At 67.9% G+C, this 20113-nt stretch carries 20 protein-coding genes and 2 riboswitches; of the genes, 9 read left to right on the plus strand and 11 right to left on the minus strand.

What is annotated here, in order from left to right; translation table 11 throughout:
* Positions 1–48 precede the first annotated feature (48 nt).
* The 4 genes from HCT51_RS04180 (at position 49) to HCT51_RS04195 (ending at position 5974) form a co-directional block, all read left to right on the plus strand.
* Positions 49–1593, plus strand: coding sequence for an FAD-dependent oxidoreductase (locus tag HCT51_RS04180; protein ID WP_166870632.1), 1545 nt, complete (start codon positions 49–51; stop codon positions 1591–1593).
* Positions 1594–1658: 65 nt separating this feature from the next.
* Positions 1659–1991 (plus strand): DUF6804 family protein, encoded by a 333-nt coding sequence (locus tag HCT51_RS04185; RefSeq protein ID WP_166870634.1) that lies wholly within the window; start codon positions 1659–1661, stop codon positions 1989–1991.
* 201 nt (positions 1992–2192) lie between these two features.
* Positions 2193–4325, plus strand: coding sequence for a DEAD/DEAH box helicase (locus tag HCT51_RS04190; RefSeq protein ID WP_166870636.1), 2133 nt, complete (start codon positions 2193–2195; stop codon positions 4323–4325).
* An 11-nt stretch (positions 4326–4336) separates the two neighbouring features.
* Complete coding sequence (locus HCT51_RS04195; protein WP_166870638.1) at positions 4337–5974, plus strand: stealth family protein; 1638 nt, start codon at positions 4337–4339, stop codon at positions 5972–5974.
* Here HCT51_RS04195 and HCT51_RS04200 read toward each other — a convergent pair.
* On the minus strand, positions 5916–6854 hold the full coding sequence (locus tag HCT51_RS04200) for a phosphodiesterase (protein WP_279588076.1): 939 nt from the start codon (positions 6852–6854) through the stop codon (positions 5916–5918). The genes HCT51_RS04195 and HCT51_RS04200 overlap by 59 nt on opposite strands.
* Before the next feature lie 173 nt (positions 6855–7027).
* Here HCT51_RS04200 and HCT51_RS04205 point away from each other — a divergent pair, with 173 nt between their 5' ends.
* Positions 7028–7945, plus strand: coding sequence for an NADP-dependent oxidoreductase (locus tag HCT51_RS04205; protein WP_166870640.1), 918 nt, complete (start codon positions 7028–7030; stop codon positions 7943–7945).
* 208 nt (positions 7946–8153) lie between these two features.
* Here HCT51_RS04205 and HCT51_RS04210 read toward each other — a convergent pair whose 3' ends face one another.
* From HCT51_RS04210 to HCT51_RS04245, 8 genes are all read right to left on the minus strand, one after another.
* The gene (locus tag HCT51_RS04210) at positions 8154–10289 is read right to left on the minus strand and encodes a S9 family peptidase (RefSeq protein ID WP_166870642.1); all 2136 of its coding nucleotides are present in this window, start codon (positions 10287–10289) and stop codon (positions 8154–8156) included.
* 48 nt (positions 10290–10337) lie between these two features.
* Complete coding sequence (locus tag HCT51_RS04215) at positions 10338–10994, minus strand: IMPACT family protein (RefSeq protein ID WP_166870644.1); 657 nt, start codon at positions 10992–10994, stop codon at positions 10338–10340.
* A gap of 78 nt (positions 10995–11072) precedes the next feature.
* A complete protein-coding gene (mmuM, locus tag HCT51_RS04220; protein WP_166870646.1) occupies positions 11073–11954 on the minus strand; it encodes a homocysteine S-methyltransferase in 882 nt (293 codons plus the stop codon).
* A 103-nt stretch (positions 11955–12057) separates the two neighbouring features.
* Complete coding sequence (locus tag HCT51_RS04225) at positions 12058–12510, minus strand: pyridoxamine 5'-phosphate oxidase family protein (RefSeq protein WP_166870648.1); 453 nt, start codon at positions 12508–12510, stop codon at positions 12058–12060.
* The gene (locus HCT51_RS04230) at positions 12494–12688 is read right to left on the minus strand and encodes a hypothetical protein (RefSeq protein WP_166870650.1); all 195 of its coding nucleotides are present in this window, start codon (positions 12686–12688) and stop codon (positions 12494–12496) included. Before HCT51_RS04230 ends, HCT51_RS04225 begins: the two co-directional genes overlap by 17 nt.
* The gene (locus tag HCT51_RS04235) at positions 12675–12890 is read right to left on the minus strand and encodes a hypothetical protein (RefSeq protein WP_166870652.1); all 216 of its coding nucleotides are present in this window, start codon (positions 12888–12890) and stop codon (positions 12675–12677) included. The genes HCT51_RS04230 and HCT51_RS04235 overlap by 14 nt, the downstream gene beginning before the upstream one ends.
* Before the next feature lie 31 nt (positions 12891–12921).
* A complete protein-coding gene (locus HCT51_RS04240) occupies positions 12922–13131 on the minus strand; it encodes a hypothetical protein (protein WP_166870654.1) in 210 nt (69 codons plus the stop codon).
* A 291-nt stretch (positions 13132–13422) separates the two neighbouring features.
* Entirely contained in the window at positions 13423–14313 is an 891-nt protein-coding gene (locus HCT51_RS04245; RefSeq protein ID WP_166870656.1) for an aminodeoxychorismate lyase, read from the minus strand.
* Between the two features lie 18 nt (positions 14314–14331).
* Between HCT51_RS04245 and HCT51_RS04250 the strand changes: the two genes are divergently transcribed.
* Positions 14332–14592, plus strand: coding sequence for a hypothetical protein (locus HCT51_RS04250; RefSeq protein WP_166870658.1), 261 nt, complete (start codon positions 14332–14334; stop codon positions 14590–14592).
* Between the two features lie 27 nt (positions 14593–14619).
* Here the strand turns inward: HCT51_RS04250 and HCT51_RS04255 are convergent, their stop codons facing one another.
* Positions 14620–15006, minus strand: coding sequence for a TraR/DksA family transcriptional regulator (locus HCT51_RS04255; protein ID WP_166870660.1), 387 nt, complete (start codon positions 15004–15006; stop codon positions 14620–14622).
* A 232-nt stretch (positions 15007–15238) separates the two neighbouring features.
* Between HCT51_RS04255 and HCT51_RS04260 the strand changes: the two genes are divergently transcribed.
* Both HCT51_RS04260 and HCT51_RS04265 read left to right on the plus strand, forming a co-directional pair.
* Positions 15239–16051 (plus strand): CPBP family intramembrane glutamic endopeptidase, encoded by an 813-nt coding sequence (locus tag HCT51_RS04260; RefSeq protein WP_224760659.1) that lies wholly within the window; start codon positions 15239–15241, stop codon positions 16049–16051.
* A 66-nt stretch (positions 16052–16117) separates the two neighbouring features.
* Positions 16118–16204: riboswitch (glycine riboswitch) on the plus strand.
* A riboswitch (glycine riboswitch) is annotated at positions 16205–16297 on the plus strand.
* 41 nt (positions 16298–16338) lie between these two features.
* A complete protein-coding gene (locus HCT51_RS04265) occupies positions 16339–17787 on the plus strand; it encodes an L-serine ammonia-lyase (RefSeq protein WP_166870663.1) in 1449 nt (482 codons plus the stop codon).
* Between the two features lie 37 nt (positions 17788–17824).
* Here HCT51_RS04265 and HCT51_RS04270 read toward each other — a convergent pair whose 3' ends face one another.
* Positions 17825–19582 (minus strand): hypothetical protein, encoded by a 1758-nt coding sequence (locus HCT51_RS04270; RefSeq protein ID WP_166870665.1) that lies wholly within the window; start codon positions 19580–19582, stop codon positions 17825–17827.
* A gap of 200 nt (positions 19583–19782) precedes the next feature.
* On the opposite strand from HCT51_RS04270, the gene HCT51_RS04275 reads away from it, so the two are divergent.
* Entirely contained in the window at positions 19783–20061 is a 279-nt protein-coding gene (locus HCT51_RS04275; protein ID WP_166870668.1) for a hypothetical protein, read from the plus strand.
* Positions 20062–20113: the final 52 nt, after the last annotated feature.

Here is a 20113-nt window from a genome sequence, read left to right on the forward strand (position 1 = left end):
AGCCCCGGGGTACGGTGGAACGGCACACCCCGACGAAGGGAAGCGCCCATGACCTCACTCTGGCTTGACCGTCAGCAGACCATCGAAACGGATGCCTTCATCCCGGGCGCGCGGTACGACACCGTGATCGTGGGGGCCGGCCTCACCGGCCTCGTCACCGCCCTGCTGCTGGCCCGATCCGGGCAGAGGGTGGCGGTGCTCGAGTCACGCACGGTGGGTGCGGTGACCACCGGCAACACCACGGCAAAGCTCAGCCTGCTGCAGGGACACCACCTGGAACAGCTGAGCCGGCAGATGTACCCGGCCATCGTGAACGCCTACGTCGAGGCCAACAGGGAGGGGCAGTCGTGGCTGCTGCGCTACGCGGAAGAGCACGGCATCCCGGTGGAGCGTCGCGCCGCCGTCAGCTACGCCACCACCCCGCGGGGGCTGGAGATTCTGGAACGGGAACACGAGGTGGCCCAATCGGCGGGGCTGGCCACCCGACTGACGCGCGACACCACCCTGCCGTTCCCGACCACGGGCGCGCTGACCCTCGACGATCAGGCCCAGTTCGACCCGATGGATGTGCTCGCGGCGCTCGCCGCTGACCTGCGCCAGCACGGCGGCGTGATCGTGGAACACACCCTCGTGAACGGCGTCGACCCCGACGACCTGGTCACCGTGCGCACCCCGCGCGGAGCCGTCTTCGGCGACCGGGTGGTGCTCGCCACCGGAACCCCCATCCTCAACCGCGGCCTGTACTGGGCGAAGCTCAAGCCGCTGCGCTCCTACGCGCTCGCCTTCGAGGGGGTCGAGTCGCCGCCGCCCGACATGTATCTCTCGGTCGACGGGGCCACCCGCAGCGTCCGCACGGCGCACGGGCACCTGATCGTCGGCGGCAACGGGCACCCGGTGGGGCGGCATCCGTCGCCGAAGCTGCTCGTCGACGACCTCGTGCACTGGACCCGCGAGTACTGGCCCGAGGCGCGGGTCACCCACCGCTGGAGCGCGCAGGACTACCAGACCCCGCACCGGGTTCCCTTCGCCGGTTGGATGCCGCGGGGCAAGGGCCGCATCTTCATCGCCACCGGGTACGACAAGTGGGGGATGACGAACGCCGTGCAGGCCTCGCTCACCATTGCCGCCGACATGCTCGGCGGGAACCAGCCCTGGGCGAATACCCTCCACCGGAGGGTGACCACGCCGATGGCGTTCGCTGCCGGGTTGGGCGCCAACGCGGCAGTGGCCTGGTGGTACGCCCGCAGCTGGGGTGCCGCGCTGGTTACCGCGCTACCGGATGCCGCGCCTGCTGAGGGTCAGGGCCTGGTGGCGCGCAGTGGCCTGATGCCCACCGCGGTGTCCACCGTGGACGGGGAGACCTGCCGGCTCTCCGGCGTCTGCCCGCATCTCGGTGCCGTGCTCGGCTGGAACGATGCGGAGCTGTCCTGGGACTGCCCCGCGCACGGCAGCCGGTTCAGCGCGTCCGGTGCGCGGCTGGAGGGCCCGACCAAGCGCGACATGTTCGAGGCGCCGAAGTCGGCGCGACAGCAGAAGCCTGCCGGCACGTCGGCGCCGACCCGCACCACCACCAGCATCCCGGTCTCCGACTGAGTCTCCGACTGAGCCTCCGACTGAGCCGCCCCGCCCATCCCCACGCCGCAACTAGGCTGAAGGGGATGACGAACTACAACGCCCCCGCCTTCCGTCGCACCGCGCTGCTGCCGAGCATCATTCCCGTCATCGCCCTGCTGATCGGCGTGGCCCTGATCGGCACCGACTCGTTCACGATCATCCGCTACGTGGTCAGCATCTTCGCGGTTATCGTGCTGGTCTTCGCCGTCCAGGCACGCAGCTGGTGGTGGGTGCTACCGCTCGCCGCGATCGCGGTGCTGTGGAACCCGGTGTTCCCGTTCGGCTTCGAGGGTGACCTCTGGCTCGGCATGCAGTACATTGCGGCGCTCATCTTCATCGGTGCCGGCGTGTTCGTGAAAGACCGTTCGGTGCACTGAGCTCGGCGTGCACCGAATTTCGCGCCAGTCGGCATAGAATAGGTGTAGCGCCGCGGCATCCACCATTCGCAACACGAGTGGGTCTGGAACCGCCACGAGCGTTTCCCCGACAGATTCACGTCGGGAACCGTACTTCGAGACGCCGGCACAGGGCCGTCTGTCTCGCCCTGCTTCTGAATACGAGAAGCAACGAGGAGGAGCATGGCCACTTCAGGCCAGCGGAACAAGCAGCATTCATCATCGAGCAGTCGCTCGACGACCAGTCGGCGCGCCCACGGCGACGAGGCGGGGGTCATCCCCGTGCTCGCCCGCGTCGCCCGCGAGATCGAAGCGGCCGCCCAGCGCGGACCGGTGAAGTCCACCAACCGCGCCAAGTTCCAGGTGGCCGCTGTGCTGCTGCGTGAGGAACGCGCGCGCATCAAGGCCGACAAGGACATCACCGAGGCCGCTCGCGCCAACGAGCAGAAGCGACTCGACGGTCTCGCCGGGATCCTCGCGAAGACCGCGGCCCGCGACACCTCGCTGATCACCCTGCTGGCGGATGACGCCCCGATCAGCACCGCGGCCCGCGAACTGAAGCGTGACCTGCTGCTCTCCGCCGGCGTCGAACTGAGCGCAGACGAGCTGATCGTGGTCACCGAGCCGAAGCCGGTCGACACCCAGGCCGACAAGCAGGTGGTGCCGGAATCGGTGCGCCAGTTCGCCCGCTACAACCCGTTCCTCGCCCCCGACTTCAGCAACGTGCCGGACAAGCCGGTCGAGAACCGCTCCAACCGGCTCGGCAACTGGGAGCTCATCGAGCCGCTGTTCCGAGCGTTCGAGTACGGCGCCGGCGGCGGATCCGCCGTCATGGACCTGCCAGAGGCGAAGTCGCTGCAGACCCCCGGCACCCTCGACCTGATGCGGCACCAGGCGCAGCTGATCGAAAGCGCCCGCGACGGCCACCGCACCTTCCTGCTCGCCGACGAGCCAGGCCTCGGCAAGACCGCGCAGGCGCTGCTCGCCGCGCACGTCTCCAACTCGTACCCGCTGCTCGTCGTCGTGCCCAACGTGGTCAAGATGAACTGGGCCCGCGAGGTCGAACGCTGGACCCCGAAGCGTGCCGCCACCGTGGTGCACGGCGACGGCGACGACATCGACGCCTTCGCCGACGTGGTGATCGTCAACTACGAGGTGCTCGACCGGCACGTCAACTGGCTGGCCAAGCGCGGCTTCCGCGGCATGGTGGTCGACGAGGCGCACTTCATCAAGAACAAGGAGTCGCAGCGCTCCAAGAACGTGCTCTCCCTGTCGAAGAGCATCCGGGCGCTGCATCCGCGTGCCCTGTTCATGGCGCTCACCGGAACCCCGCTGATCAACCAGATCGACGACTTCCGCATGATCTGGCAGTTCCTCGGCTGGATCGACGACAAGAAACCGCTGCCCGACCTGATGGACAAGCTCGAGGACACCGGGCTCACCCCGGCCGACTTCGGCTTCTTCGCCGAGGCCAGGCAGTCCGTGATCGACTTGGGCATCGTGCGCCGCAAGAAGGTGGATGTCGCCGCCGACATCCCGGCCCGCCGCATCGCCGACATCCCGGTCGAGCTCGACAACGAACTGGGCCGATCGATCCGCGAGGCCGAGCAGGCCCTGGTCAGCCGCCTCGTCGACCGCTACCGTCGCGTGCTCGCCAACCGGCAGACCCCGACAAACGACGTCGACCACGAGCTCATCCGGCTCGTCGCGCACGCCGAGCTCGAGGAATCGAAGTCGCAGAAGACCGGTGAGAACGTGTTCACCATGGTGCGCCGCATCGGCCAGGCCAAGGCCGTGCCCGCCGCCGACTACACCGTCCAGCTGGCTCGCAACGTGGGCAAGGTGGTGTTCTTCGCGAAGCACATCGACGTGATGGACCAGGCCGAGGCGTACTTCGCCAAGTCTGGCCTCAAGACGATCAGCATCCGCGGCGACCAGACGTCGCAGCAGCGGCAGAAGCAGATCGACGCATTCCAGGAGGATCCGGATGTCGCGGTCGCGGTGTGCTCGCTCACCGCAGCCGGCGTCGGGCTGAACCTGCAGGCCGCGTCGAACGTGGTGCTGGCGGAGCTCAGCTGGACCGACGCCGAACAGACGCAGGCCATCGACCGGGTGCACCGCATCGGGCAGGAACTGCCGGTGACCGCATGGCGCATCATCGCCGCGCAGACCATCGACACGAAGATCGCGGAACTCATCGGCAGCAAGGCCGGCCTCGCCGCCCGGGCGCTCGATGGATCCGACGCGGAGGTCGCAGCCGAGGGTTCGGTGCAGGTGGAGGCGCTCGTCGCGTTGCTGACCGAAGCATTGTCCTGAGAGGCGATGCCATGACCAACGAACTCGTAGTCGTCTCCCCGGACTCCTGGCCCGGACGGCTCGACCGTGACGACATCGTCGTGCGGAAGGGCATGTTCACGCTCATCAACGGTCACCTGACCCCGCAGGAGTCCATGCTCGAAGACCTGCACGACATCCGCCGGGTGCTCGACGAGTCTGGCGTGAGCTACCTGCTGGTCAGAGGCGACAAGGACCGCTTGGTGATCGCGATCGACCGCAAGGATCGACGCGCGCTCGAGGCCGCGTTCGCTACCGCGTTCGCCAACGAGCCGTTCTATTCCAAGCCGCTCGACGGCCACACCGACCAGCCGGTGCTGCTGGCGGAGGGCTCCCTGAGCGGTGGCCGGAAGGCATCCGTGTTCCGCCTGTATCGTCCCCGGATCGAACCGATCGGCCGGCTGCGCTACGGATCATCGACCGCGGTGCAGCTGGAGCTGTGGAAGTTCGGCGAAGACGAGATCATCGCCCCGCTGCCCAACGCCCTGATGCGGGAGCGGCTGCCGCGCGCCGAAGCGGTCACCGATGAGGTGCACCGCCACGGTCAGACCTGGCCAACGCTGCGCGGCATGTTCGACCAGCACGCCAGCGACATCACCTTCGACATCGACCTGGTCTTCTCCTGGGTTGACGGGTCGTCCGAGGACTTCCAGCGGGCCAGGGCACGCCGCATGGCCAGCTACGTGGTGGGCGACGGCGACGACTCCGAGGCGCGATTCCGGCAGATCGACGAGCTCAAGTACGCGCTCCGCAGCGTGTACATGTACGCGCCATGGATCCGGCGCATCTTCATCGCCACCGACTCACCGGTGCCCAGTTGGCTGGCCAGGCACCCGCGGGTCACCGTGGTGCGCAGCGAGGAGTTCTTCCAGAACCCCGACGCGCTGCCCACCCACAACTCGCACGCCGTCGAGTCGCAGCTGCAGCACATCCCCGGGCTCGCCGAACACTTCCTGTACTCGAACGACGACATGTTCTTCGGCCGGCCGGTGCGCCCCGAGATGTTCTTCTCGCCCGGCGGCATCACCAAGTTCATCGAGGCCACCACCCGGATCGGCCTCGGCGAGAGCGACCCGAGCCGCAGCGGCTTCGAGAACGCCGCCAGGGTGAACCGGCGGCTGCTGCATGAACGGTTCGGCCGCATCACCACCCGCCACCTGGAGCACGCGGCCACGCCGCTACGCAAGAGCGTGCTGCTCGAGATGGAGCGGGAGTTCCGGCAGGACTTCGCCCGCACCACGGCGAGCCCGTTCCGGTCGGCCACCGACGTCTCGGTGACCAACTCGTTCTACCACTACTACGCGCTGATGACCGGGCGTGCGGTGGTGCAGCAGCAGGCCAAGACGCTGTACGTGGAGACCACGCTGAAGCGGGCGCAGGGCCAGATGGAACGGCTGCTGAAGCGGCGTTCCTACGACTTCTTCTGCCTGAACGACGGCAGCAAGCCGGAGATCAATGCGGAGGATCGCACCGCGTCGGTGCGCACCTTCCTCGACCGGTACTTCCCGATTGCCGCGCCCTGGGAGAACGGTGCGGATGTCGCATCTGTCAGTACCGCAGTCAGCGCAGGCGTCAGTGCAGCACCGGGATCGGCATCGTCATCGGCGGGTCTGATTCCACCGGCGGGTTGATCCGGTCGGCGATGCGGATGCCGGAGGCCTGCAGTCGCCGCTCCGTCTCGCCGGCATCGATGTAGTCGAGCGCCGGGAACTCGCCGAGCGGCACCACCGAGTGCAGCACGGTCGACGGGTACACGTGCACCAGGTTGAAGGCGCGCGCACCGTCGCGGCCGCGGGTGCCGCCGGTCGGCACGTTCAGGTCCTGCGTGTAGCAGGTCGCCGACGCCACAGACACCGGGATGCCGGCGAACGTGGCGGTGGAGGAGTAGTGCAGGTGACCGGCGAGGATGCTGCGCACGTCAGTGCCTTGCAGCACCTCGGCAAGCGGTGCCTGATCGTGCAACTCCACGGAGACCGCGAGGTCGAGCACGCTCGGAACCGGCGGGTGGTGCATGGCAAGCAGGGTGCCGTGCGGCGCGGGCGTCGCCAGCTCGGCGGCGAGCCAGTCCAGCTGCTCGGGGGAGACTTCGCCATGGTGGAAGCCCGGAACGGTGGAGTCAAGCGTGATGACCCGCAGCCCGTTGACGTTGTACACCGCGTCGATCGGGTGCTCTGACGGCATCTCGCCGAGCAGCTGCAGCCGGAACGACGACCGGTCGTCGTGGTTGCCCATCACCCAGATCACCTGGGCACCGAGCCGATCGGCGGCGGGCTCGACGATGGCGCGCAACCGCGCGTAGGCGTCGGGTTCGCCGCGATCGGCGAGGTCTCCGGTGAAGATGATGGCCTCAGGACGGCCGTCGGAGGCCTCGAGTTCGTCGAACAGCCGCCTCAAGTGGGCTTCGCTGTCGATCGACCCGTACAACCTGTCGCCGCCGGCGAGGAGGTGCGTGTCGCTGAGATGGAGGATGAAGTGGTCCGGCCTGGGATACTCGGCCGTTCGCATCGTCACAAGGATGTCCTTTGAGTCGCTGTGGTGAAATCGCTACCGATTCACTTCGCCTACTTATGACATTCGACCAGAGGTACATGAATGTAAGGTGAACGCCACGCGGGATTGACAATTTCGCGGCCTGGGCGGACCATCCCTTATCGGCTTGCGCAGCCACATGCTTAGGTGGAGGCATGCGCACCGTGATCTTCACCGAGTTCGGCGGCCCCGAGGTTCTGCAGCTGGTCGAGGTTCCGCCGCCCACCGCCGGCCCGGGTGAGGTGCGAGTGCGCGTGGTGATCGCCGGCCTGAACCCGGTCGACGCCAAGATCTTCAGCGGCGGCCCGTCGGCTGAGCGTTACGGGGTCACCCTGCCGTCGGGAAACGGCAACGACTTCGCCGGAGTGGTCGACGAGGTCGGTCGCGGCGTCGCGGGAATCCAGGCCGGCGACCGCGTCTACGGAGGCGTGCGCGGGTTCGCGCAGGCCGACTTCGTGATCACGGATGCCGCTCATCTGCTGCCGCTGCCACCAGGGCTTGACCTCGAGCGCGCTGGCGCACTGGACATCGCCGGGCGTACCGCCTGGGCGGCGGTCCGCTCCCTCGGGATCACCGCCACCGACACCGTGCTCGTCAGTGCCGCCGCCGGGGGAGTGGGGGTGCTGGCGGCGCAACTCGCCGTGCGGTCCGGCGCCACGGTCATCGGAACCGCCAGCGAGGCGAACCACGACTTCCTGCGCTCGCTCGGCGTCATCCCGGTCAGCTACGGTGACGGACTGGCCGGACGACTGCGCGAGCTGGCGCCCGACGGCATCACCGCCGTGCTCGACCAGAACGGCCGTGCCACCATCGACGTCGCCCTCGAACTGGGAGTGCCGGCTTCACGCATCAACACTATCGCCGCCAAAACCTACCGCCCCGAGCTCGGGATGGGCACCGTCGGCGGTCCGGCCGCCGGTCGGGAGGAGCTGGCCGAGATGGCCAGGCTCGTGGCATCCGGTGAGATTCGGTTGCCGATCGACTCGATCTACCCGATCGAGCGGGTGCAAGACGCCTACCGGCACCTGATGGCGGGGCACGTACGCGGCAAGGTGCTGCTCGCCACCGAGTGATGCTCGTAGCGATTCAGTGGAAATTCGTGCCGAAAAGCACGGATTCCGCTCTTGTATTTCTGGACGCCCGGCGTACTGTGGAACGTACGAAAGAGGCGAAACCGACCTGGTGAAAACCAGTGAAATTGAAACCTCTGGACAAGAAAGGCTCCAGAGTTCCGTTAAGGACTCGGAGCCTTTCGCTTTGTCTGGCACCTGCGCCGTCGCGCTATTGCGGGTGCACCCCGGCGGCGTCGAGCACCCAGGCGTAGTCGAACGCCCGCTCCTCCCAGGCCCGGTACCGGCCGGAGACGCCACCGTGCCCGGCGGCCATCTCGGTCTTCAGCAGCACGTCGGCGCCCACTTCGCGCAGCCGCGCCACCCACTTCGCCGGTTCCACGTACAGCACCCGGGTGTCGTTCAGGCTGGTGACCGCGAGGATGCGGGGGTACTCCCGCTTGTGCACGTTCTCGTACGGGCTGTACGCCTTCATGTAGGCGTACACCTCAGGGTCGTGCAGCGGGTCGCCCCACTCCTCCCACTCGATCACGGTGAGCGGCAGTGACGGGTCGAGGATGGTGGTGAGGGTGTCCACGAACGGAACGCCGCCGAGCACCCCCGCAAACAGCTCGGGCGCGATGTTCGCCACCGCGCCGACCAGCAGCCCGCCGGCGCTGTGCCCCTCCGCCACCAGCTGCTCCGGCCTGGTGTAACCCTCGTCGATCAGGTGTTTCGCGCAGGCCACGAAGTCGGTGAAGGAGTTGCGCTTGTGCAGCAGCTTGCCGTGCTCGTACCAGAGCCGGCCGAGTTCGCCGCCGCCACGCACGTGCGCGATCGCGAACACCATGCCGCGATCGAGCAGGCTGAGCCGGGCTATTCCGAATCCGGGGTCGACGCTGTGCTCGTATGAGCCGTAGCCGTACAGCAAGGTCGGTGCCGGGTCGCCGCGTTGTGCCAGGTCACGCCGGAACACCATCGAGATCGGGATGCGGGTGCCGTCCTCCGCCGTCGCCCATTCCCGGCGCTGTTCGTACACGGCGGGATCGAAACGTCCGAGCACCGGCTGCCGTTTCAGCATCCGCAGTTCACCGGTCTGCACCACGTAGTCGTACACGGTCGACGGGGTCACCATGCTGGTGTAGCCGAGCCGCACGGTGGGCTGCTCCCACTCGGGATTGCCGGCGGTGCCCACCGAGTAGATCTCCTCATCGAAGGTCAGCTCGGTGAACCGCCCGTTCTTGTGGTCGTCGATCGGCACCCCGCCGGCGTGCGGCAGTTTCGCGATGCCCACCCGGGTCATGCCCTCACGGCGGTACTCGGCGACCACGTGGTCGCGGAACACGTCCACGGTCTCCAACCGCACATCGGCGCGATGCGGCAGCACGACGCGCCGCGGGCCGAGCGGGTCAGCGACCGGCACCGAGATCAGCTCGAAGTTGATCGCCTGGTTGTTGTGCACAATCAGCAGCCGGTCCTCGCCCTCGACGACGGCGTGCTTCACCTCGTATTCGACACCGGTGCGGCGCGGCCAGATCACCCGGAACGGCGCCGTCGGGTCGGCCGCGTCAAGCAGCCAGGTTTCGCTGGTGATATTCGACCCTGACTCGATCATCACGAACCGGCGGCTGCGGCTACGACCAATGCCGACCCAGAACTTCTCGTCCTTCTCCTCGAAGACCATGACATCGTCGGATGCCGCGGTGCCCACCTCATGCCGCCAGGCCTTGTCCGGCCGCCAGGCCTCGTCGACGGTGGTGTAGAAGATGAAGCGGCCGCTCGGCTCGAACAGGGCCCCGGAGGAGGTTCCGGGAATCTCGTCCGGCAGGTTCTGCCCGGTGTCCAGCCGGCGCACCCGCAGCGTGTACCGTTCGTCACCCTCGGTGTCGACGCCGTAGAGCAGCAGGGAGCCGTCGACGCTGATGTCGAAGCTGCCGAGCGCGTAGAAGTCGTGACCCTCGGCCTCCTTGTTGTCGTCGAGGATCACCCGCTCGCCGGGCAGGCTGGTGCCGCCCGACTCGTCCAGAACCGGGGGAACCCAGTCATCCGCCGCGCTGATCGGGGCGCGGCAGTGCACACCGTATTGTTCGCCCTCGATGGTGCGGGTGTAGTACCACCATTCGCCGCGTCGGATCGGAACGCTGAGGTCGGTCTCCTGCGTGCGCTGCTTGATCTCTTCGTAGATCTGCTCCTGCAGCACGGCGAGGTGCTCGGTTCTGGCCTGGGTGTACTCGTTCTCCGCAGTCAGGTGCGCGAGTACCGCCGGATTCTCCTTGTCGCGCAGCCACTCGTAGTTGTCGATGAACTCGTCGCCGTGGTGCACTCTCTTGTGCGGCTTCTGTGCTGCTTTCGGAGGGGTGTGACTCATTGCTTCAGCGTACGTCGCCGCGGCCGGATCGACACGCTGAGAGTCTGGTCAGCCGGGCTCGACGTCCACCCACTCGTGGCCCGCGGGCCGCATCCGTCCTTCCCCTGCCGTGACGCCGGCGACGATCCCGTCGAGCTCTGCCGTGGCATCCGTCGACGCCAGCCGCAGCACCGCCTGCTGGCCGTAGCCGATGCCCACCACGAGCACACCACGGCGGCGCAGCTCGGACTCGACCCTGCCGGCATCGGCGTGCGGCAGGGGGAGCTCGAACAGTTGCCGACGTTCGCGCCGCACCACCAGCCGCTCGGCTTCGGCCCGGTCGACGGCGGCCAGCACGGCGCCGGAATAGGCGCGCACCAGCCCGCCCGCGCCGAGCAGCACCCCTCCGAAGTACCGGGTGACCACCGCGACGACGTCCACGAACCCGCGGCCGGTGAGCGCGTCCAGCATCGGCATGCCCGCCGTGCCCGAGGGTTCGCCATCATCGTTGGAACGGCGGACCTGGCCGGGGGATGCCACACCGATGACGAACGCGGAGGTGTGGTGTCGGGCGTCCCAGTGCTCACGGCGTGCCGCATCGATCACCGCGCGCGCGGCATCCTCGCTCTCCACCCGCACCAGCCGGGTGAGAAACCGGGACCGCTTCACGTCGAGTTCTGTGTCCACCCGGGCTCCCGGGCCGCCGCGCACGGTCAGGTCTTGCATTCCCCCATTGTGGCGCGCCCGGCTGCCTGCTGCGTGGGCCCGCTGCCTGCTGCGTGCGCTCGCGCCCGCTCCCTGCCGTTAGGTCAAGGCGGCTATCCGGCGGATCTGCTCGGGCCCGACCCGGCAGCAGCCGCCCACCAGTCGCGCCCCGGCGGCTATCCAGTCGTGCACCTGCGCGTCCGAGAAGCCCGGGTCTCCCAGCCAGGCGCGATTCTTGGCGTCCCAGCGCTCGCCGCTGTTCGGGTAGACCACCAGCCGTTTGGCCGTCACCGAGCGGGCCGCGTCGATCGCCGCAGCCACGTCGTCAGGGTCGGCGCAGTTGATCCCCACCGCCACGACCTCGTCGACCGCGTCCGCTAGGGCGTAGGCCTCGGCGAGCGATTCACCGGAGCGAAGCACGCCGCGCGCGGCCGTGACCGCCAGCCAGCCCGGGTGTCGCGTGTCGTGCAACTCGGCGAGCACCGCCTCGACCTCGGTGAGGCACGGGATCGTCTCGATCGCCAGCGCGTCGGCGCCGCTGTCGGCCAGCACTCGCATGCGCGGCCGATGCCAGGCGCGCAGCTCGTCGACGGTGAGCCCGTAGTCGCCGCGGTACTCCGACCCGTCGGCGCGCATTGCGCCATATGGGCCGACGGATGCCGCCACCCACCGGTCGCCGTCGGGCCGGGCGTCGAGCGCGAGTTGCACGCTCAGCCGCAGCAGCCGCTCGGCGTCGGCGCCCCCGATGCCGCGCCGGGCGAGGCCTTCGAAGCTGACTTGGTACGACGACGAGATCGCCACCTGGGCGCCCGCGGCGAAGAACTGCTCGTGGGCGCGGCGGATCGCATCCGGATTCTCCACGAGAAGACGTGCCGACCAGAGGTCGCTGGACAGGTCATGGCCCTCGGATTCCAGCAACGTGCCCAGACCACCGTCGAGGACGACGGGGCCTTGAGCGAGCGCGTCGACGAGCGAGGTCATCCATCCAGTGTGCGCGATTCGGTGGCCGTGAGAGGGGGATTGCGTCACGATTCGACTCGTAAGGCGGCCTCCCACTCCCTATGGGGCCGGCCTACTGGCCGGCCTAGTGCTCGCGCAGTTCGTAGCCGCGGTCAGGATGCCAGCTCTCGATCAACAGCTTGTCGCCGGTCGGGGCCACCCGAGTGTGCACCACCTCTCGGATGTCGAGCGTGAAGTACGCGGCATCCGGAATCGCACCCTCCGTCGGAGGATCGCACGGCACCACCACTCCCGACATCTTCGCCTCGCCCACCCACTCGGTGGGCTCGGCGGGCGGCTCCAGGGTGGGGCTGTGCACGGCGAACCGCGGATCGCGGGTGAGGTCGTGCCATTTGGCTCCGAGCATCATGTCGAGATGTGCCTCGGTGTCGGAGAAGCTGAGCTCGGTGCCGCTGATTCGCGGCGACCCATCGCGGCGCAGGGTGGCGATGGTCTTGTTGGTTCCGGAGTCGAACCGTTCGCGTACCTTCGCTGCGAGCTCTGGACTCGCAGCAACGAACTCAGCCCACGTTGCCATGCGGCTCAGAATGCTCCGCACCACCGACATCCTGCGGACCAGCGACATCGTCAGGGCGACCGACGCCCTCTGCGCCACCGACATCCTTCTGGGCACCGATATCGTCCGGGCCGCCGATACGCCCGGGCGCGGGTGCGACCGTGGTGTCGGCCTTAGCCTCGAGCTCAGGTCGGGCCACCCACATCTGGCGATGCCTGCGGATCGTTTGCCGAGTCGATTCCCATCCCCAAGTCTCCGTCGCGCCTCTCAGGCCGCGGGTCAGTGAGGCCGCCGACTTCCTGCCCCAGCTGCCCGTCGTCTGGCTCAGCCACCGTCTCATCATCGGCACCCTGTTCGTTGGCCGGTGCACCTTCCTCGGGTGCCCCTGTGTCCTCACTCATGGTGCGCTCCTAGAACGCGCGTTGTGTGCTCCTAGTTGAACGCATGTCGCGACGGCGGCAGCCCGGTGTTCGGGTCGGTGCGCGTCTCAAGCGGGCTGGGGTGCATCACCGTCAGGGGATCCTCGCCGCCTTCGTCACGCGGCGGAGCTGGTCGCTTGTCGCGTCGCTTCGCCTCAGCTTCAGCCTTCGCTGCAGCTTTGATACTCTCGTCATCCGGTTTCGGATGGTGGTGCTTGGTCATACTCAAACGCTACGCTCGCCCGCGGAACCGGGGTAGGGGTGGATTTCGGGTCGCCGAAGTGTCCTAGAACGCCGCCGAACGGGTCGGAGCGTCTCCGACTGTTCGTAAAACCGGAGGAGGGGCGACACACCGAGTCAGGATGCCACGGAAATAGGCGTGTCGCCCCCATCTCCTCTTAGCCGAACCACAGTGGCCCCGCGAACCACCGAACCACAGAACCACCGAACCCGCATCCCTGCCCTCGCGGGTGAAGCGCGCGCTACCCCTCCGTTCGCGGACGAGACGCGCACGCTACCCCTCGGGTCGCCGCAGGAACTCATTCATCGCCAAAGTCAGCTCCGCGTCGACCGGCATCGGCGACCCGTCGAGCGTGTTGATCGGCGCGGCATGCCGGACGCTCGAAACCAGCCAGAGTGCATCCATTCGCGCGAGCTGTTTCACGGTGAGCAGCTCGAATGCGGTGTCGAGGTGCTGCTCGCCGGCGAACCGGAAGATGTTGCCCTGCGTGGTGCCGTCGAGGATGCCGAGGCCGGTGCCGGGTGTGATCAGGGTGGTCCCGCGGCGCGCGAGCACGCTGGAGGTGGGGCCCTCGAGCACGAAGCCGTCGCTGGAGACGAAGATCACGTCGTCGGCGCCGCGCCGTTCCGCCTCGCGCAGCACGGCCCGGTTGATCGCGTACGACAGGGACTTGGCGCCGGCGAGCAACCACGGCGAGCGGGTCTGCACGTCGTGGGTGAAGCCGCGGTCCAGCGTCACCACCCGGATGCCGGTGGTGCGCTGCTCGGTGTAGTCGGGCGACACGCTGCCGTGCACCCAGCCGGTCGGCCGACCGTCGCCCTCGACCCCACGCGTCATCACGGTCTTGATCGAGGCCTCCGCCACCGGGCCGAGGGCGTCGATCACGGCCAGAATCGCCGCACGCCAGGCGTCGGTGTCCGGCGCCGGCAGGTCCAGCAGCTCGGCCGAGTGGGCGAACCGTCGCAGATGCGCCTCGAGCGCCTGCGGGTGGCCGTTGCCGACACCGATGGTCTCGAAGATTCCGTCACCGCGGGTGACGCCCAGATCCGACACGGTGACGTGCGGCGCATCGGGGTCGGCCAGGGCGAAGGGGGGTGCTCCGGGCGCGTGGGCCGCGGCATCCGTCGAGGGCTGATTGAGAATCGCGAGCACGGAAGTGGCCATGCCCACATTCTGCCAACGGTGGACAGTGTCCGCGGCATCCGCAACCATGGGGTGATGGGTGAGTTTCAGACTGAACCAGTAGAAGACGGCGCGACGGATGCCACCAACCAGGAGCGACTGATCGGAATCGCCGAGCAGGTGCGGTCCGATGTGAAGCTCGGGGCCGCGCACGAATCGGTGCTCGCCCTGTTGCGGGAACGCTGCGAGCAGTCCGGAGTGACCGCGACCGACGGGCAGCTGCGCGACCTCGCTGATCGGATCCTCGGCACGCTCGAGTAGTTGGCGCCGCCGCGCTAGCGCAACCCGTCAGTAGCGGTGCGGCTCCGTGGCGCGTGCGCAGTCGATGCAGAGATCGGCAGACGGGCGCGCGCGCAGCCGCTCCCGGGAGATCTGCTGGCCGCAGCGCAGGCAGGTGCCGTAGGTTCCCGCGTCGATGCGGGCGATAGCACGGTCGACGGCGTCCCGATGGGCGAGCACGTCCCCGTGGACACCGGAGAGTGTTGACCATTCCGCGGTCATCGTCGGGCCCTCCGGGTCGTGCTCGTCGTCCGCCGAGGCCTCGCCGCGGGAGTCGAGCACCTCCTGGAGTTCGCCGCTCAACGCGAGGATCTGTTGGTCGAGTTCCTCGCGCTCAGTGCGCAGCAGTTGTCCAAATGTCTTCCGCTGGGCCGCGGTCATCGTCGCTGTTGGCATGCCTTAGTGTCCACCCGAAGTGCACAAACGCCAAGACCTTGACGACGGCGGATGTCGCTGCTCCAGACCCCGCCACGTCGAAAATTCAGGAAACCACGTCGGCGGGCGGTTGCTGTCTCGCGGGAACTCCGGGTTCGGTGCTCGTCGCGCGACCCGGATTCCTGAACTTTTGGGAGGGCTCGCCCGCTCGCAAGACTCGACACCCCGGCCCGGGCGCGACATGCTGGATGGCGTGACGACAACCGCGACAGACGCTCCGCCGCGGGTATCGTGGGCGCTCGTGCCGGCAGCCGGCGTCGCGACATCCGCAGTCCTGCTGTTCGGTCTCGACCTGCAGGTCGCCGGCTACGTCACCCTCGGGCTGAGCCTCGCGCTGGCGCTCCCGCGGCGCGCGCTGTTCAACGACCTCGTGCTGATCGGGCTCGGGCTCGTGATCATCAGCACCATATCGGTGGCAGCCGACATCAGTTACGGCAACATGCTGCTGATGGGCGCGGTGCTGGCGCTCGCGGTGCTGGTTCCGTACCTGATCGACCGGTTCGGCTACCGCACGCACACGATTCGGTTCCCGGTGAACACCGGGCGGCGCTGGACCCGGCTGGAACGCTGGTATCTGGTGATCGTCGTGCTGCTCGGCTGGGCCATCCTGCCGACCTATTTCATCGGCTCCGGGGCGTACCAGAATTGGCCGGCGATCCACGAGCCCGATGAGCTGGCGCGCCTGTTCGTCGGGGTGAACGTGGTCGGCATCTGGGACGAGCTGTTCTTCATCTGCGTGGTGTTTACCCTGCTGCGCCGACATTTCCCGCTCTGGCAGGCGAACCTGCTGCAGGCCGTGATCTTCGTGTCGTTCCTCTGGGAGTTGGGCTACCGAAGCTGGGGTCCGTTGCTGACCATTCCGTTCGCGCTGCTGCAGGGCTGGATCTTCTCGCGGGTGAAGTCGCTCAGTTACGTGGTGAGCGTGCACCTGCTGTTCGACCTGGTGGTGTTCCTCGTGCTTGTGCATGCGCACAACCCCGAGTGGCTGCCGATCTTCCTGTACTGATCACCCTCGTTCCTTGCGCGGCCGGTCTTTCCCCGATAGCTTCGGCGTGATAATTGAAGACGCCATTACGCTGCAGCGGGAGAGCCCAGTCCGGGCGCCGAAGGAGCAAATTCCTCCCCGGGAATCTCTCAGGCCCAGTACCGCCGCAGTGTGGCAACTCTGAAAAGCAGCCCATCCGGGCTCACCGGCGGTGCAAGGCGTCCACACGGGCGCTGAATCTCTCAGGTCCACCACAGAGCGGGGAGGAACTCAGGCGGAGCCTCGGCTCCGAGGATGGGAGTTCCGACATGTCTGGTACGCCGGCAACACCGCAGGATGCGCCGAAACAGCAGGACGCGCCAGACCGGTACGAGCACATCGGCGTCTTCGACCTGTTCAAGGCGGGCATCGGGCCATCCAGCTCGCACACTGTAGGCCCCATGCTGGCCGCGGCACAGTTTGCCCAGCTGGTCAGCGCCAGCGGCAACATCGACCAGGTCCAGACGGTGCAGGTGGAACTATTCGGCTCGCTCGCGGCCACCGGGGCCGGACACGGCACGTTCCCCGCGATCCTGCTCGGGCTCGAGGGTTTTATCCCGGAAACCATCACCCAGGACGACCTAGAGCATCGGGCCACTGCGATCACCGCATCGGGCTCGCTCACCCTCAACGGCCTGCGATCGGTGGCGTGCCGGGTGGACGAGTTCGTGCTGCGACCACTCACGATCCGGCGCCGCCATACCAACGCGATGACCCTGCGGGCACGCGACGTGCGCGGCGAATCGCTGCTCGAGGAAACCTACTACTCGATCGGCGGCGGTTTCATCGTCACCGAGAGCGCATCCGAGACGGCCGACGAGCCCGCGCTCAGCCCGCCGTTCCCGTTTCGCACCGCAGAGGAACTGCTGACCGCCTGCGCTGAGCACGACCTCAGCATCAGCGATGTCATGCTCGCCAACGAGCTGCACACCACGGAGCGGTCCGAGATCCGTGAGGGAATCCTCCGGCTCTGGCGCACGATGATCGAATGCCAGCAATCCGCCGTGCTTCGCTCGGGGACGCTTCCTGGTGCGCTGAACGTTCGGCGGCGGGCCCCCGATTTGCAGGCTCACCTGGAACGGCAAGACCCCGAGCGCTCACCGCAGTTCTGGCAGGAGTGGGTCAACCTCGTCGCGCTGGCGGTGAACGAGGAGAATGCGAGCGGCGGCCGGTTGGTCACCGCTCCCACCAACGGAGCCGCCGGAATCATCCCGGCGGTGTTGCATTACGCGGTGAACTACACCGACCAGGGGCGGGCGGCAGACCAGGACGAACGGGACGGAATTGTTGAGCGGTTTTTCCTGACCGCCGCCGCGGTCGGCTCACTGTTCAAGATGAATGCCTCGGTGTCCGGGGCCGAGGTCGGCTGCCAGGGCGAGGTCGGGTCGGCATGCTCGATGGCGGCCGCGGGGCTTGCCGAGATCCTCGGCGGTACGCCGGAGCAGGTGGAGAACGCGGCGGAGATCGCGATGGAACACAACCTCGGCCTGACCTGTGATCCCATCGGCGGGCTGGTGCAGATTCCCTGCATCGAGCGAAACGCGATCGCCGCAGGCAAAGCGATCAACGCCGCCAAGATGGCGCTGTGGGGTGACGGAAAACACCACGTATCGCTGGATGCGGTGATCGCGACGATGCGGGAGACCGGCGCCGACATGAGCTACAAGTACAAGGAAACCGCGATGGGCGGACTGGCCGTCAACGTCGTGGCGTGCTGAATCCGCGGCATGCTGAATCCGCGGCCGGTGCGAGCGCTCAGCTGCTGCGGGTGACGGCCACCACGATCTGCACCACCGTGAACACCACGGCTGGCAGCACGTAGAGGATCACCCAGACGGTGAGCGGCCAACTTCCGCCACCGGTCGCCTTGTGCACGTGATTGGTGCGGATCGCCAGGTAGACCACCGGGCTGAGCAGGGTCCACCACGGTGATGCGGTTCTCTCGTGTCCGAGGGCGCGCAGCGCTGCCCGGTCGCGGAATCCCATCCAGAGCACGGCGAGCGTCCCCAGCAGCCAGGCGAGCATCGCGGCGAGCACGATCCAACCCATGAACGCGAGCAAGGCCGACGTGATGTTGGCGGTCGGCGTCAGCTCACGGGCAGCTGGGTTCACCAGCAGCAGGCCGATGAACGCGGCGACCTGCAGGATCGGCATGAACACCAGCAGCCACACGGATGCCGTGCGCCCATGCTCTGGCCCGGGCTTGATCCACCCGGAGAGGTCGGGGACCGCCACCGGACGCACTGCGGTCAGTGCCGGAGCCGGCGGCAGATCGAGCGAGAACGGCTGCGCTGCGGATGTCGCGACCGTGGGTTTCTCGGCAAGTCCTGGGCCCTGTGCGGGTGCGGCAAATGCCGGTCCAGCGAAAGGTGCTGCAGCGAACGGAGCTGCCGAAGGTGCTGCCGAGAACGGAGCTGCGGGCGGAGCTGCCGGAGGTGCTGCGGAGAACGCTGCGGCCGAGAATGGCGCTGCCGACGGTGCGGGTGTCGACGCTGCTGCCAATGCTGGTGCGGGGATCCGTGCTGCGGGGAATGGCGCTTCGGATGCCGGCCCGGCGGGAAGCGGCTGAGGCGCCGCCCAGGCAGGTGTGGGCAAGCTTGGCGTCGCAAATGACGCGCCATCAGCGGGTGCGGCGGTCAACCCGGCATCAGCGGGCGCGGGAACGAATTCCGGTGCCTGGCGAGGCGTGACGGGCGGGATGCCCAGCGCTGCTGACCCGAGCGCCGCACTGACCGGGGGTGCCGGGAAGAAGGGCGGCAGGTCAGCGTTCGGGCTGTCCCGCGGTGCCTCGTCCAACGCTGTCGCGATCGGGGCGACATCCGCGTCGACGGTCTGTGTCGGCTCGGCGGGGGAGTCGTCCACCTCCGGCGTGACGAGCGGGGTATTCATTGCGGCGACATCCGAGTGCTCGGGGACTTCCGGCGAGTCCTCCGGGGCTTCCTCGATGGCTGGCCCATCGAACAGCTCGGCGAACGCGACCAGATCGCTTTCCGCCGCCGACTGCTCAGGTGGGGTGGAGAGTTCCGCGACTGATTCGTGTGCCGGTTCAGTGAACGATTCCGGTGTCGATTCGGGTGCCGACTCGAGCGCGGCTTCGGGCTGCGGTGCGGGCGCCAACTCGGGCGCGGCTTCGGCCTGCGGTTCTGGCTCCGACTCGTGTGCCAGCTGGGGCGCCGGCTCGCTGAACGACGCGCTCGCCGCGGCGCTGGCCTCGGCGATCGCCGGGGCGAAACGCTGCTCGAACGGGTGCGGTTCAATCACATCGACCGCGGTGACGGAGGGGGCGATCGGTGCCGCGGCGGGTGCAGGCTGTGCCTGGGCAACGTGAGGTGTCGGCGCGGTTTCGCGCGCCGGCGAACCTTCGAGATGGCCGGGAACAAATTCGATCACCGCGGATGTGGCAGGTGCCGCGGCATCCGTTCTGTCACGCGCCCAGAACAGTTCTGGATGCTGCTCGCGCATCTGGCGTCGGCTCATTGTCATTGATTCGACGCCGTCGTCGGCTGATGTCACGTCGACGCTCCCCCTCGGTCGAATGGATTTCTGACAATAGAGGTAGCGCCCATGAAACCGGCAGCCCCCATTCAGGGGTGAAGCGGCGGAGCGCCGGCGGCCTAAGCCGCAATTCGGGCTCGAAATAAGGCATTCGCCCGATCTGGTGGGCACTCCTTAGAAATCAGGATGAGTACATCGACACATCCAAGGAGCACACCATGATGGTCAACCCAGCAGTCGTTTCATACGAGGTATACAAGTATGAGGAGCAGGAGCTCACCCGGCAGCTTGAGTACCGGCGTCGGCAGCGGGAACGACAGGCCGAGGAGCCGGCCCGGCCCGCTCGCGAGCGCCGCACGCTGCGCCGCGTCCTGGAGGCGGTGCGCCAGATCACGCGTCGGCCGGCAGCCGAGCCCGCACGCGGATCAGTACCCGCTCCGACATCCGCACGCGGATCAGCGCCCGCCGCCGCCCGCCAGCAGGTCTGCGTCGAATGAACGCGATTCAATCGAGTCCAGCCGGTGTCATCGGTTCGTGGCACGATGAAAA

Origin of the sequence: Salinibacterium sp. ZJ450 (assembly GCF_011751885.2) — a bacterium.
GTDB lineage: Bacteria > Actinomycetota > Actinomycetes > Actinomycetales > Microbacteriaceae > Ruicaihuangia.